Genomic DNA, 13,436 nt, shown 5'->3' on the forward strand with positions numbered 1-13,436 from the left:
TCTGTCAAGCCGTCCCCTGTCGATGTCCTTTATTGCGATCGGTGATTTTCATCGTCGTGATTTTGGATTCCGTTTTCCCCTTTTTCAAAGACGCATTCCCGTCTGAGTATTTTTGAATATGAGTATTCTCAAATGCGTATTCTTATATAGAGAGACCGGCAGATTCCGCCGCTCCTGAGCGGCAATCATTGCCGTTCTAGACCGGCAAATTTTGCCGGTCAGGCTCGGCGGCGGGCTGACTTTTCCACGGTCAGAAACAGGCGGTAGAGATTGGTCTTTCCAAGTCCCCTCTGCGTAATCTCCAAAAGGCCGGCCGTCTCCAGCTCCTTCAAATAGGTGCGCACGCTCCTCTCGCCCGCGCCCATGTCGTCGGCGAGCTTCAATTGCCCCGGAAAGCAGGCATCGTCGGCCCAGGCGTATTTGAGCAGCATCGCGTAGGCGAGCTTTGCGCCGACGGTCAACTCCTTCTTGGTGAGGATGAAGTTGGGGACTTGGGTGAAGCCGTGACGTGTGACGGGATCAGCCCCAACGATTTCGATATTGCGGGCGATCTCATTCAGCCGGCCGGCGACATGCTCCATACATACGCATTATACCTCGCTGGCGCGCAGAAGCGGCGTCATGCGGCGCTTGTGGGGATAGAACGCGCTCGATCGGCAGTCGTTGCCGCTACCCTTGGCCAATGCCTCTCCCCTCCTCCCCCATTCGCGCATCGCTCGCTTCATGATGCGTAACCGGCATGGGCGGTGCCTGCTCTGATCCCCTCCCTAGAAGCGGCGCGAGCATCTGCTGCAAGCCGCGCACAAGATAGTTTGTCTCCTTGTCGCGCTCCAACAGCGCGGCGATCTGCGTGTCCTTCACCTGCGCCTGATCTCTCAAAAACGCGACATGCTCCTTCAGCATCGCGTTCTCGCTCTCGACCTGTGCGACATAGCGCGACATGTCGGACTGCGGCGGCGTCTGTAGTTCCAGATTTTCCGGCGCGCCAGTGTCGCGCTCGGCCGCGCTCGCGCGCGGCTGGTCGATGTGCGGGCTTGGCTCAATGACGGGAGCGACCCTGTGCGACATGTCGGGCTCGACCGCGCTATGTCGCACTTCGTCGGTGATGCCATGCAGCTGGGCAAGCTGGGTGATCGCGCGGCCGACGGAATCCGGATCGACAAAGAAGGTGAGGCCGGTGACGGTCTCTTCCTTGATGCAATCTAGCCGGCCAGCGACGCAATAGCGCTGCAACGAGCGAATGTTGCGGGGAAGCCCCGCTTCGGCGAAAAGCCGGGCGGTCTCGTCCAGCGTCAGAGAATAGCGTGTCGCACTCGGGCGCGCTGTGTCGGGCTGCTGTTGTCGGCCTTCGTCGGGCATTGCCGCCAGTATAGCAACGGCTCGCCGCACCTCTCGCCGTTGTCCCCATGCGGGGGAGCGGGGCGGAGTATGCCGGCTGGGGATGGTATCCTGAAGCTATATGAACCATTGGCTCGGACTGAGCATCGAATACGCTAATCAGCGAAGTTACCTCGACGATCTCTTTCACGTTTACCCGACGATCCCCGACGGCATTCGCAACGTCGACGCCGACAGCTGGCAACGAGTGGAAGCCGCTTTCGACGCGCGCGACAATGTGGGGCTGCTCGAAACGCTCTTCGCCTTCGATCTCTTTCCGATCAAGGATTCCTATGTCGCCTATTTGAAGCGCGATCGGGGAGCGATCGCCCGCAACCCGGCGACGGTCGCAAGGCTTGCTGGCCGCCTCTATGAAATGGGCCTCGGCAAAATCTATGAGCGCTGCTCGGAGCCGAAGGAAACCAACCGCCAGATTGGCCCTCTGTTCCGGCGCTGGCTACGCTCGAAGGCGCTGGGCGTCGCGCCGGTGCGCATGGAGGAGTTTGTCGCCACATCCGATAACGCCATTCTCGACGCCGGTGATGCCGAGATGCTGCGCTTCGCCCGCGAACATCTTAACTACCGCCACCATAAGGGACTGGATTTCGTCGCACGTTTCAATGGCCGCTATGTGATCGGCGAGGCGAAGTTTCTGACGGACTTCGGCGGCCACCAAAATGCGCAGTTCCAAGACGCGCTCTCGACGCTCCATGCGGAAGGCGTCGACGCCGTGAAGGTCGCAATCCTCGATGGCGTGCTCTACATCCGGGGACGCAGTGGCATGTATGAGTCGCTCAATGGGCCGCTCGCTGATGAAAACATTTTGAGTAGCCTCGTGCTGCGCGAGTTTTTGTATCAGCTCTAATCGCTTATGTTGCTGGACTATTATCGTAGCCTAAAGTCAGTCGACGACATTCGCAGTGGGCCGAAAGCGAAGCTCACCCACGCCGGCGGAGAGAGTGGCCCCAACAAGCTCATCGCCGGCGACAATCTCAACGTGCTCCGGGCGCTCCGCGATGATCCCGCCGTCGCCGGCAAAGTGAAGCTCGTCTATATCGATCCGCCCTTTGCGACTAATACCCATTTCCGCATCGGAGCGGCTCGGGTCTCGACGATCAGCGCCAGCAAGAGCGACGCCGTCGCCTATAGCGACACATTGATCGACGCCGACTTTCTCAACTTCCTTTACGAGCGCCTCGTCTTACTCCGCGACCTGATGGCCGACGACGCCTCGATCTACCTCCATATCGATGGCAAGATCGGCCACTATGTGAAGGTTGTCATGGATGACGTGTTCGGCCGCGAGAATTTCCGCAACGACATCACACGCATCAAATGCAATCCAAAAAACTTCGACCGTAAGGCCTTCGGCAATATCAAGGACGTGATCTATTTCTACTCAAGAACCGATCGGCCGATCTGGAACGATCCGCGCGCGCCGTTAGAGGCCGCCGACATCGAAACCCGCTTCAACAAGGTCGACGCTCAGGGTCGCCGCTACACGACGATCCCGCTTCACGCGCCGGGCGAAACCAAGGGCAAGACCGGCGAACCCTGGCGGGGAATATTGCCGCCGGCCGGCCGCCACTGGCGCAGCGCGCCGGAAGTGCTCGAAGAGTTGGATAGGCAAGGCCTCGTCGAATGGTCGAAGAATGGCGTGCCGCGCAAGCGCCTTTATGCCGACGGCGGCCGAGGGCGAAAGGTGCAGGACGTTTGGGAGTTCAAGGACCCGCAATACCCGAGCTACCCGACCGAGAAGAATCTCGACATGCTGAAAATGATCGTCGAAGCCTCGTCGAATGAAGGCGATCTCGTCCTCGATTGTTTCGCCGGCTCCGGCACCACGCTCGTCGCCGCGCAGGCTCTCAAACGCAACTGGGTCGGAATCGATCAGTCGGAGCACGCGATCGCGGCCGCCAAGATGCGGCTCGCGTCCAGCGACGATCTTTGGCCAACGTCATTTGAGATAGCGACGCAAACCGGTGTCACAGACCCCGCTCCCAAGGTCGGCTGGCTCCCAGAAGCTTGGGAACAATTCAAGGAGGCGGCGTGATCGTCACGCCGTCGGCAACGCCCGAAACTCGTCGAGCATGTCCGCCCAGCGCTGCATCAGTTCGACCCGCTCAGGCCAATAGCTCGCGCGGTTGTAGGCGCGACGCACGGCGTTCTCGTTCTGGTGCCCGAGCATCGCTTCGATCACATCGGGCCGCGCGCCGCGCTCGTTCAAGATCGTGCTCGCCGTTGCGCGGAAGCCGTGGGCGGTCATCTCGTCCGGGCCAAAGCCGAGACGCCGCAAAGCGCCGTTCAAAGCGTTTTCCGAAAGGAGCTTCTTGCTTGAGATGATCGAGGGGAAAACCAACTCTCCATGATCCGAGAAGGTCCAAATGTCCCGAAGCACGTCGATTGCCTGACGCGAAAGGGGGACATCGTGCGGCCGTCGCATTTTGGTGCGCTCGGCGGGAATTCGCCAGAGCGCTTTCGCAAAGTCGATCTCGGATCGCCGCGCGCCGCGAACTTCGCCAGGGCGCGCACAAGTGAGCGCCGTAAAAAGTAGCGCGGCCTTGACGGTTGGCCAACCTTCGAATTCGTCAATTGCGCGCAATAGTCCGCCGAGCTGCCTTTCGTCGGTTATCGCGGCGCGATGCGTGACCTTGGGCGGCGTGATTGCGCCAGTCAGTGCGACGGTAGGATCGGCGGAAGCGCGAAGCGTCACGATGGCATATCGAAAAACGGCGCTCAAACGCGACCGGAGACGGCGGGCGGTTTCGCGGCGACCGCTTCGTTCGATGCGCTTCAGCAGGTCGAGGATTTCGGCCGGCGTGATTTCCGCGATTGGCCGGTGGGCGAGAGGGGCGGCGATGTCGAGTAGAAGCCAACGCTGCTTGGACTTTGTAGTTTCCGCCGCTCCCCGCGCGTCGTAGGTATTGATAAACTCCTCCGCCACGAGCCCGAAGGTGTTTCGTGCGGCCGTCTCGGCGGCCAATTGATCGAGCTTCTTTTTAACGTTCGGATCGACGCCCGAGGCCAAGAGCTTCTTCGCCTCGTCCCGCTTCGTCCGAGCCTCGGCGAGAGAGAAGAGCGGAAACTCTCCGAAAGAGAGCAGTCGCTCTTTTCCCAAGAACCGATATTTGAGTCGCCAAAGCTTCGACCCGCTCGGCTTGACGATGATGTGCAGCCCGCCGCCGTCCGAAAGTTTGTAGGGCTTTGCCGCAGGCTTGGCGTTCGTGAGCTGAAAATGCGTCAGGGGCATGGGGGTATCGCTCGCACCGAAAAGAGCCGCGAATACCCTAAAATACCCCCAAACCAGTGAGAAACAATGTTCCGCGATGACACGCCATACGCCAAAAATCTATTCTAAACGTCTGATTTAAAGTTACTTATGAGCTTCTATGCGGCGCCATGAAAAGTGCTACTGGTGCCCAGGAGAGGACTCGAACCTCCACGGCTTTCACCACTGGTACCTGAAACCAGCGCGTCTACCAATTCCGCCACCTGGGCTTAGAGCGCGTCTCATAGGGGCAGCGGACGCCTCGTGTCAATGCGCGCTTCACGCAAAACCGCATGGCCGCCCAGGTTGCGGCGGCGCCCGCCTCGCGCATTTCCTTCGTCGTCAAATTTCGCTAGAGCCTTAGCGACCATTTTTCCGGCGGGAGCCGGCGCGGCGCAAGCGGAGCAAATCGCGATGATCGGCGACAATAACCAGACCATTGGCGAAGGACGGGTGGTGACGGTGTTCGGCGGTTCCGGCTTTGTCGGCCGTTACGTCGTCCGGGCGCTGGCGCGCGACGGCTGGCGCGTGCGCGTCGCCTGCCGGCGGCCCGACCTTGCCTTCTTTCTTCAGCCGCTCGGCCGCGTCGGCCAGGTGATGGCGGTACAGGCCAATGTGCGCAGTCCGGAGTCGATTGCGGCGGCCCTGCGCGGCGCCTCGGCGGTGGTTAATCTTGTCGGCATCCTTGCTGAAACCGGGGCGCAGAAATTCTCGACCGTTCAGGCGGGCGGGGCGCGCGTGATCGCCGAGGCGGCGAAAGCCGCCGGCATCGACAATGTCGTGCATATTTCCGCGATTGGCGCCGATCTGCAGTCGCGTTCGGCCTATGGCCGAAGCAAGGCGGAAGGCGAAGCCACCATGCTTACGGAAGTTCCTTCCACGGTCATCCTGCGCCCTTCAGTGATTTTCGGGCCGGAAGATGATTTCTTCAACCGCTTCGCCACCATGGCGCGCTACTTTCCCGTGGTGCCGATCGTCGGCGCACAGACGAAATTCCAACCGGTCTATGTCGGCGATGTCGCCGACGCGGTGGCGATCGCGCTCGCCGGCCGCGCCAAGCCCGGCGTCGCTTATGAACTCGGCGGTCCGGAGGTCAAAAGCTTCGCGGAGATCGTCGATTATGTTCTGAAGGTGACGCAGCGCCAACGCCGAATCCTGAAACTCTCCTTCGGAACCGGCAAGCTTATGGCCAGCGTGACGCAGATGCTGACCAAGCTGTCGCTGGGCCTTTTCCCGAAGCTTTTGCGCATGACCCGAGATCAGGTCGAATTGCTCAAGCACGACAATGTCGTCAGCGACGCGGCGAAGGCGGAAGCGCGCACGCTGCAAGGGCTCGGGATCGCCGATCCGCAATCGATCGAGTCGATCGTGCCGACCTATCTCTATCGCTTCCGCAAAGTCGGGCAGTATCAGACGCAGCGGCTGGGCGAATCCGCCTCGCACTGACGACGTCGCTTTCTGAGCTAGCGCCGACGGGCAGACTGCGTCGTTTCCCCGCGCGGGCGTGGCGTCAGCATCCGATGGATGCGGGTCATGAAGGCGACGGCAAAGAGCGGCGTCAGCACGTTCAGCCCCGGCGTCGCCACGAAGACGGCGATGAACAGTCCGGCGACGAAAAGCCATAGCGCATGGCGACGGCGCAACTCTTCCGACTCTTGCAGCGAACGAAAGCGCGTCGCGGCGAAGAGAAAATATTCGCGCCCGAAAAGATAGGCGTTGGCGAGCAGAAAGGCCGCGGCGTTTATTCCCGGCACGAACAGCAGCAGCAGCGCGAAAAAATTGACGATCGCCGAAATCCCAGCGAAGCGCAGGCCCATGAAAATCGCCTGGGTCGCCGGAATGGCGCGACCATGTTGTCCCGGCGGATAGAGATCCGCTTCGACGTGATCGGCGAGATCGTCGAGGAATAATCCCGACACCAGCACGGAGACCGGGGCGATGAGAAACGCCATCAGGAAGAACAATCCGGCGCCCGTCGCATAGGTCAGCGCGGTCTGCAGCCAAGGATGCTCGACCATCACGAAGGACATGGCGAGCTTATCGAGCCCCACCCAGGCGAGCGCCAGCAACAGGAACGTCATGCCCAGACTCTTGACGAGGACCGCGCGGAACGGCGGCGTCACGATCTGGCGCAGCGCCGCCAAGGCGGCCTCGAACATTTCGGTCATGCGAGTCAATCACCTGCATCCATCACGGCGAGTCGCGCCGCAGAATCGGCGAGCGCGTTGCGGCCGCCATCCAGATGGCGTTTCGCAGCGCGCGACGCAAGAGCCGCGCGGGGTCAGAGGTCTGTCGCTATGTGCTGAGATGCGCGTCGAGATTTTCGAGGCCTTTCTCGAACTGATCGCCGATCATCTTGTCGCGGCTGACGAAGATGTTCATCGCCTTGCTCGCCAGACTGGCTTTGCCGGACATGCTCCAAACGACATGAGTCTTATGCGCCGCGGAATCGCCGCCCAAACCCAGCGTGCGCGCGAGCCAGCGACCTTTCGTCAGTTCGCCGTCAGGAGCGAGAAAAAAGGTCACGTCATTGGCCGCGGCAAAGGGCTTACGCATATCGAGTCTGAGATCCACGCGCTCGCTCGGCCGACTGTCGACGATGGTCATGCGCCCTGCGCCGACATTCTTGTCGCCGGCCCATTCGAAGGCGGCGCCGGGGCCGGCGGGGGGTCCCTCGTAACGCGTTTCAGCGCTTGGATCGAGTTTCGCCCAGGGCGACCAAGATTCCCAATTGCGCAGATTGTTGATCGCCGCGAAGACCTTGCGCGGCGGCGCATTGATGACCGCCTCGCGCCGCACCACGAAACGATCCGGCTGAAGATAAATGGCCAACGCAAGCAAAGCGGCGCCATAGCAAATGACGATAAAGAGCAAGGTGGTCATGACTCTCCTCCAATGCCTGCGCGACAAGCGCCCGCGACAGAACTAGCGCGCCGGGCTCAGGCTTCAAACGATTTGACCCGTCCGCATCAGCGCGCTCGCGCGCGCTTCCTCGATTCGGAAAGTGACATCGCCGCCGCGCGCCGCCGCAGCGACGAAGAAACCCGCGCGCCGCCATTGCGCAACGCCGTAGCTCTCGTCGGGACCGCTGCTAACGGCGAGCGGCGACAGGCTCACGACAAAGCTGTCGAGCCCGCCCGCCAGGCCGCGCCCGTCCGCTTTCAAGACAGCTTCCTTGAGAGTCCAGATCGCAAAGAAAACTTCGCTCTGCGAAGCCGGATCGGATTGGGCGCGCACGATCGCCGCCTCTTCGGGCGCAAAGAAGCGCTCGGCCACCTTCAACGCGTCTCGCGGCTTGAGAAATGATTCGACGTCGACGCCGACGTCGCGTCCCGACGCGATCGCCACGGCGGCCATGCCCCGGGTATGCGACAGGCTGACGTCAAGGCCGCTGCGCGGCGACAGCAGGAAGGGCTTGCCGTGCGGCGTCACGCCAAATCGCCATGCGGCGGGCGCAACCCATTTCGCGCGCTCGGAAAGTCTTGCGCGCAACAGCGCATGCGCGGCGACATAGGCGCGGCGATCGGATTCGAAAGCGAAACGCGCCACCCGCGCTGTTTCGGCTTCGTCGAGAAGCGCAGCGAGCTTCGGCCATTCGTCGTCGGCGATCCTCGCGACGTCGATGATGGACACGTCGACGAAGGCGGCGGACGTCTCGGCGTCAGCCGACGTCAGGAGACCCCGAGCTTCTTTTGCAGATTGGTCGAGGACGTCGTGTATTGGAACAGAAGCTTCTTTTCGGGATAGACGTAACGATGGGCCTTCTGCGCGGCGAGCGCGACCTCGTGGAAGCCCGAAAGGATGAGCTTCAATTTGCCGGGATAAGAGTTGATGTCGCCGACGGCAAAAATGCCGGGATGGCTCGTTTCGAATTTCTCGGTGTCGACGGGAATGAGGTTTTCATTGAGCTGAAGCCCCCAATCGGCGACGGGGCCAAGCTTCATTGTGAGGCCGAAGAACGGCATCAGGCGCTCGCAGGCGAGCTTCTCTTCGACGCCGTCATTGCCCTTGAGGACCGCACTCGCCAGTTCGCCATCCTCGCCTTCGACCGCGGTGATCTGGCCGAGCCTGAAGTCGATCTTGCCCGCCGCGACGAGCTCCTGCATCGCCGAGACGGAATGCGGCGCGGCGCGGAACTGGTCGCGACGATGAACGAGCGTGATGCTTTTCGCCACCGGCTGCAGATTGAGCGTCCAATCGAGCGCCGAGTCGCCGCCGCCGACGATGACGACGTTCTTGTCGCGGAAGTCCTCCATGCGGCGCACGGCGTAAAACACCGACTTCCCCTCATAGGACTCGATCTTCGGGATCGGCGGCTTCTTGGGTTGGAACGATCCCCCGCCGGCGGCGATGAAGACGACCTTGGCGTGGAAAATTTTTCCGGCGTCGGTGCTGAGGCGAAATTCCGGCTTTTCGGCCGTTCCCAGCGACACGAGCGTCTCGACCATTTCGTTGAAGTGAAAGGTCGGATGAAACGGCTCGATCTGCTTCAGGAGATTGTCTGTCAACTCCTGGCCGGTGCAGACCGGCAGGCCGGGAATGTCATAGATCGGCTTTTCGGGATAGAGTTCCGAGCACTGGCCGCCGGCGCGCGGAAGAATGTCGATGACATGAGCCTTGATGTCCAACAGGCCAAGTTCGAACACCGAAAAAAGACCCGCCGGGCCGGCGCCGACAATGACCACATCGGTTTCGATCGCGGCTTCTTTAAGCTGGTTCATCGTCAATTCCCGACTAAATCCTCAAACGCGGAAGGTCGAAGACGCCGTTCGCGCCGCGTGTGCGGCGCCGGCCGGCGCTGCGCGCGCGTCTTGCGGCGGCCGGCTCCAAATTTCGCCCTGCCGGTCGTCTATCGCATTTGTCGAAAGATTCAAACCCGCTCGGGCGTAGTCTGGAAAAATTGCGCGTCAGCCCTGCTGGGCGGGGGTCGTTAAGACCAGCCCGTCCAGTTCCGGCCTTACCGTGATCTGGCAGCACAGCCGCGAATTCGGCTTCACGTCAAAGGCGAAGTCGAGCATATCCTCCTCCATCTGCGACGCCTTGCCGGTCTTTTCGGCCCATTTTTCATCGACATAGACGTGACAGGTGGCGCAGGCGCAGGCGCCTCCGCATTCCGCGGTGATCTCGGGAATATCGTTGCGTCGGGCTGTTTCCATCACAGTCGAGCCGACCTCGCCCTCGACGGATCTGGCTTGACCCTGGGAATCGACGAAGGTGATCTTGACCTTTGTCGGCGCGCCGCCCCCCGGTTCCGCGCCATAGCGGGTCGCAGCATCCTCAAAGCTCATCTTCGCCATGACGCCTGTCTCTTCCTCATGCATGCTCGACTTTCGCGGCGCTCCCGACTGTGCTTGAAGCGGGAAGCCGCGAGCCATTGTTCTTCCGCGCGTCGTGCGGTTGCGCCGCCAGCGCTGCCCAAATTGTCGCCGTTCAGTTAGCACCCGTCCGTTTGCGGCGCTAGCCCCTCCCAGCGCGCGCGACCGTAGGCCACATTCGATGGATTCACCGACAAAGGCCGAAAGAGGCGCGCATATGACAGACATCGCTTTAAGCTTCCGGAACGCCGATGGCGCGCTGCGGTCCGAGCTGACCGGCTGTCTCGATTTCATGAACGAAACGCCTTTTTTCAAGCGCTACAAACGAGAGACCTGGGATGCGCTGCAAGTATCTGGAAACAGCAAGATATTGGACGTGGCCTGCGGCGTCGGCTTCGACGTTATCGGACTCGCGCGGCGCTTCCCGCGCGCCGACGTCATTGGAATCGATTCGGCGCATGGCTTTCTCGGCCTGGCGCGCGAGCGGGCGCGGGGGCTTCCCAACGCGCTTTTCGTCGGCGGCGACTCCCGCCGCCTGCCCTTCGGCGATCGCCAGTTCGACGGCGTTCGAATCGATCGCTCCTTGCAGCACATCAGCGCCCCCCTCGAGGCGCTGCGCGAGATGGTCCGGGTGACGCGCAAGGGCGGCAGAATCGTCGTCGCCGAGCCCGATTGGGGAACATATTTCGTCTACAACGGGAAGCTCAAAACCGGGGCGAAGATGGCGGGACTATGGGAGAAGTCTTTCGCCAATCCCTACATCGGCCGAGAGATCGGCGTTCTGCTGCAAAAGTGCGGCGTCGAAAACATCGGCTGCCGGGCGCATGCTCTCGTCCTCAGAAGCCTCGACGCGGCGGAAATCATTTTCGACCTCGCGCGCGTGACGGAGAACTGCGTGTCCGCTGGCGTCTTGACGCGAGGCGAGGCGGAAGACTGGTCGAGCGCGTCTAGAGCTGCGTCGCAAAGCGGCGCGTTTCTCGCGTGCCTGAACATCATGTTGTGGGAAGGCTCGATCCCGGACTGAACGATTGCGCCCTGCCGGCGTCGCTATAGCCGAGCGCGCGTCCATTGGCCGATGCGCAGCGCGATACGCGCCGCAGCGTCGCTGAGGGTCCGCGCGGCTGGCGAGCCGATGTGTTCCGAGGCTGGCGTCTCTTCGACAAAGATTCGCGCCGCCTTCGCCCGGCCGCTGCCCGAGTCGACGAGCTGGACGGAAACTTCAATGACGGCGAGATTGCGGGCGATGTCGATCTCGAAGCGTCGCACGTCCGTTTGCAGTTGTGTTTGCCCGCCAAAGTTGGAAGAGGCTGAAAGACCGCACTGCTGCAGCGCTTCGATCAAGCGGCGCTGAAAAAGACGCGGCATCGGATCCGACCACTGCACGCCGGGAAGAACGGCCACGCTGTCATCGCCGGCGCGAACCACGATGCGATCTGAGGAGGTCGGAGCGACCGCCACGGGTTCAGGCACGAAGACCGCGGGGCCGCCGCGCAAGGCGACGCTTCGCAAAACGCCCGTCTCGGTCGTCAGATCGAACGTCTCGCGGGGCGCTTGGGCGCAGGCGGTCACGAGAAACGAAAGCGATGCGATCGCCATCGCCTGCGCGCCCTTCCGTTGCGTCGCAGCGGACGCCTTCCGTTTCATGCCGACCCGTCGCCCCATTTCGCCGCACGCCCAACCGGGCTCGTCGTTCTTCTAACCGATACGCGCATTGGCTTAAAGCCACGCCTTGGATTGAATTAGCGGCCTTGATACTCCGGCACGGACTGGGACGGCCCGAAGATGAATTGTGACGGGTTTTTCTCGACCGAACGCAGCGTGCGATCGAACGAGTCGACGGCCTTGCGCCCATCCACCGCAAGCTGTTCATATTCGCGCAGCCCCGTCGCGGCGAAACGGTTGATGCGTTCCGAAGCCCCGGCGATATTGCCGGCGATCGCCTTGATCTGCTTGGGATCAATCGCCTTGATCGTCTTTTCGCCGGCCGCGAGGACCTTGTCGAGCCGCGCTGCAGCCGGCTTTAGCGACTGCGCGACATCGGATGCGTCGCGGATGAAGCTTGTGATCGAAGCGGAGTTGTCGGCGAGAGTCTTGCTGACGATTTCAGCGTTTTTGAGCGTCGCGGTGATGGCCGGCCCGTTATCGTCAATCAGCTTGTCGAGTTTCGTGAGGAGTTCGGCGGCCTTCGTCGATAGGCTCTGAACGTTGACCAGCAAATTTTGGATTTCGGAGCGCTCAGCCTGAATTTGGGGATACTTCTGGCCGACTTGCGCCGTCAGAGCCGGAGCGCCGGGCGTGCCGCCGACGAGCAGGACGTCGGAAACGCCCGTAAAGCCCCGAGTCTCGAGACGCGCGCGCGTGTCCGTCTTGACCGGCGTTCTGCTGTCGATCCTGACGAGCACGTCGACCTTGCTCGGATCTTGTTCGGAAATGCCAAGATGCGTGACCTCGCCGACTTTCACGCCGTTGAACAGCACCGAGGAGCCACGGGTCAGTCCCGAAACCGCGGTGAAGACAATCTGGAATGTATCCTGCCGGCCAAGCTGGCTCGGTCCGGAAAACCAGTAGACGAAGAGAAAGGCGGCGAAGGCGACCGCCAGCGTGAAAGCGCCGATTAGGGCGTAGTTGGCGCGGGTTTCCATTGTTCGTCCTTCTGCTCAACGCGCGCCGCAGTCAGTCTGCCGCCGCGCACGCCGTGGAAATAGGCTTTCAGCCACGGGTGGTCGGATGCGAGCAAGGTTTCCAGCGGCCCTGCGGCGATGACCCGACCTTCAGCGAGCGCGGCCACCCTGTCGCAGATAGAATACAGGCTGTCGAGATCGTGCGTCACCATGAACACGGTCAGCCCGAGGGTCTGCTGCAGCGTGCCGATCAGCGCGTCAAATTCGGCGGCGCTGATCGGATCAAGTCCCGATGTCGGCTCGTCCAGGAACACAAGCTCGGGATCAAGCGCCAAGGCGCGCGCCAGGGCCGCGCGCTTCACCATGCCGCCCGACAATTCTGACGGAAATTTGTCCGCGGCGTCGGGACTAAGGCCAACAAGCTCGAGCTTCAGCATCGCCAGCTCGTCCATCAGTCGCTGAGAGATGTCGCGCATTTCGCGCATCGGCATCTGAATGTTCTGCTTCACCGTGAGGCCCGAAAACAGCGCGCCGTTCTGAAACAGCACGCCCCAACGCTGTTCCAGCGCACGCCGCTCAAGCGGCGCGAGCGCGTCGCGATCCTGCCCAAAAACCCGAATGGCGCCGCCTCGCGTCGGCACGAGTCCGAGAATTGCGCGGGTCAGCACCGATTTTCCCTGCCCAGATCCTCCGACGAAGCCGAGCACCTCGCCGCGGTAAACGTCGAGGCTGAGCCCTTTCATGATGGTTTTGTCGCCAAAGCCGACGACGAGGTCGCGCACGCTGATGATGACATCGCGGTTGAGGCGCTGTCGAGCGACGTCGTTGGCATGGGTCAAGGAACTGGTCATCGCG

The 13,436-nt window shown here is 61.8% G+C and carries 15 protein-coding genes and 1 tRNA gene; 4 read left to right on the forward strand and 12 right to left on the reverse strand.

Features of this window, described 5'->3' with window-relative positions; translation table 11 throughout:
* Nucleotides 1-218 precede the first annotated feature (218 nt).
* Together HUN39_RS09495 and HUN39_RS09500 are read right to left on the reverse strand one after the other, a co-directional pair.
* Complete coding sequence (locus HUN39_RS09495; protein ID WP_175094251.1) at nucleotides 219-581, reverse strand: helix-turn-helix domain-containing protein; 363 nt, start codon at nucleotides 579-581, stop codon at nucleotides 219-221.
* Nucleotides 582-669: 88 nt separating this feature from the next.
* On the reverse strand, nucleotides 670-1,359 hold the full coding sequence (locus tag HUN39_RS09500) for a hypothetical protein (protein ID WP_175094252.1): 690 nt from the start codon (nucleotides 1,357-1,359) through the stop codon (nucleotides 670-672).
* 100 nt (nucleotides 1,360-1,459) lie between these two features.
* Here HUN39_RS09500 and HUN39_RS09505 point away from each other — a divergent pair, with 100 nt between their 5' ends.
* On the forward strand, nucleotides 1,460-2,242 hold the full coding sequence (locus HUN39_RS09505) for a restriction endonuclease (protein WP_175094254.1): 783 nt from the start codon (nucleotides 1,460-1,462) through the stop codon (nucleotides 2,240-2,242).
* Between the two features lie 6 nt (nucleotides 2,243-2,248).
* Nucleotides 2,249-3,430 carry a site-specific DNA-methyltransferase gene (locus HUN39_RS09510; RefSeq protein ID WP_175094256.1) on the forward strand — a complete coding sequence of 394 codons (1,182 nt, stop codon included), beginning with the start codon at nucleotides 2,249-2,251 and terminating at the stop codon, nucleotides 3,428-3,430.
* 3 nt (nucleotides 3,431-3,433) lie between these two features.
* Here the strand turns inward: HUN39_RS09510 and HUN39_RS09515 are convergent, their stop codons facing one another.
* Together HUN39_RS09515 and HUN39_RS09520 are read right to left on the reverse strand one after the other, a co-directional pair.
* Nucleotides 3,434-4,627 carry a tyrosine-type recombinase/integrase gene (locus tag HUN39_RS09515; RefSeq protein WP_175094257.1) on the reverse strand — a complete coding sequence of 398 codons (1,194 nt, stop codon included), beginning with the start codon at nucleotides 4,625-4,627 and terminating at the stop codon, nucleotides 3,434-3,436.
* 163 nt (nucleotides 4,628-4,790) lie between these two features.
* Nucleotides 4,791-4,875: transfer RNA gene (locus HUN39_RS09520), tRNA-Leu, on the reverse strand.
* A 184-nt stretch (nucleotides 4,876-5,059) separates the two neighbouring features.
* Here HUN39_RS09520 and HUN39_RS09525 point away from each other — a divergent pair.
* Complete coding sequence (locus HUN39_RS09525) at nucleotides 5,060-6,091, forward strand: complex I NDUFA9 subunit family protein (protein ID WP_175094258.1); 1,032 nt, start codon at nucleotides 5,060-5,062, stop codon at nucleotides 6,089-6,091.
* Between the two features lie 17 nt (nucleotides 6,092-6,108).
* On the opposite strand, the gene HUN39_RS09530 is transcribed toward HUN39_RS09525, so the two are convergent.
* From HUN39_RS09530 to HUN39_RS09550, 5 genes are all read right to left on the reverse strand, one after another.
* Nucleotides 6,109-6,813 carry a sulfate transporter family protein gene (locus tag HUN39_RS09530; RefSeq protein ID WP_175094260.1) on the reverse strand — a complete coding sequence of 235 codons (705 nt, stop codon included), beginning with the start codon at nucleotides 6,811-6,813 and terminating at the stop codon, nucleotides 6,109-6,111.
* Nucleotides 6,814-6,940: 127 nt separating this feature from the next.
* The gene (locus tag HUN39_RS09535) at nucleotides 6,941-7,528 is read right to left on the reverse strand and encodes an SRPBCC family protein (protein WP_175094261.1); all 588 of its coding nucleotides are present in this window, start codon (nucleotides 7,526-7,528) and stop codon (nucleotides 6,941-6,943) included.
* 63 nt (nucleotides 7,529-7,591) lie between these two features.
* Nucleotides 7,592-8,278, reverse strand: a complete 687-nt coding sequence (locus HUN39_RS19585) for a 4'-phosphopantetheinyl transferase family protein (protein WP_175094263.1) — start codon at nucleotides 8,276-8,278, stop codon at nucleotides 7,592-7,594.
* Between the two features lie 38 nt (nucleotides 8,279-8,316).
* Complete coding sequence (locus HUN39_RS09545; RefSeq protein ID WP_175094264.1) at nucleotides 8,317-9,366, reverse strand: NAD(P)/FAD-dependent oxidoreductase; 1,050 nt, start codon at nucleotides 9,364-9,366, stop codon at nucleotides 8,317-8,319.
* Between the two features lie 186 nt (nucleotides 9,367-9,552).
* Nucleotides 9,553-9,942 (reverse strand): 2Fe-2S iron-sulfur cluster-binding protein, encoded by a 390-nt coding sequence (locus tag HUN39_RS09550; protein ID WP_210266921.1) that lies wholly within the window; start codon nucleotides 9,940-9,942, stop codon nucleotides 9,553-9,555.
* 235 nt (nucleotides 9,943-10,177) lie between these two features.
* Between HUN39_RS09550 and HUN39_RS09555 the strand changes: the two genes are divergently transcribed.
* Nucleotides 10,178-10,984: a methyltransferase domain-containing protein gene (locus HUN39_RS09555; protein WP_175094265.1), complete on the forward strand. Its 807-nt coding sequence runs from the start codon at nucleotides 10,178-10,180 to the stop codon at nucleotides 10,982-10,984.
* 23 nt (nucleotides 10,985-11,007) lie between these two features.
* On the opposite strand, the gene HUN39_RS09560 is transcribed toward HUN39_RS09555, so the two are convergent.
* The 3 genes from HUN39_RS09560 to HUN39_RS09570 all read right to left on the reverse strand — a co-directional run bounded on the left by HUN39_RS09560 (nucleotide 11,008) and on the right by HUN39_RS09570 (nucleotide 13,432).
* Nucleotides 11,008-11,604, reverse strand: coding sequence for an ABC-type transport auxiliary lipoprotein family protein (locus tag HUN39_RS09560; protein ID WP_175094267.1), 597 nt, complete (start codon nucleotides 11,602-11,604; stop codon nucleotides 11,008-11,010).
* A 95-nt stretch (nucleotides 11,605-11,699) separates the two neighbouring features.
* Nucleotides 11,700-12,602 carry an MlaD family protein gene (locus HUN39_RS09565; protein WP_175094268.1) on the reverse strand — a complete coding sequence of 301 codons (903 nt, stop codon included), beginning with the start codon at nucleotides 12,600-12,602 and terminating at the stop codon, nucleotides 11,700-11,702.
* Nucleotides 12,575-13,432, reverse strand: a complete 858-nt coding sequence (locus tag HUN39_RS09570) for an ABC transporter ATP-binding protein (RefSeq protein WP_175094270.1) — start codon at nucleotides 13,430-13,432, stop codon at nucleotides 12,575-12,577. The genes HUN39_RS09565 and HUN39_RS09570 overlap by 28 nt, the downstream gene beginning before the upstream one ends.
* Nucleotides 13,433-13,436: the final 4 nt, after the last annotated feature.

Source organism: Methylocystis silviterrae, assembly GCF_013350005.1.
GTDB classification, from domain to species: Bacteria; Pseudomonadota; Alphaproteobacteria; order Rhizobiales; family Beijerinckiaceae; genus Methylocystis; species Methylocystis silviterrae.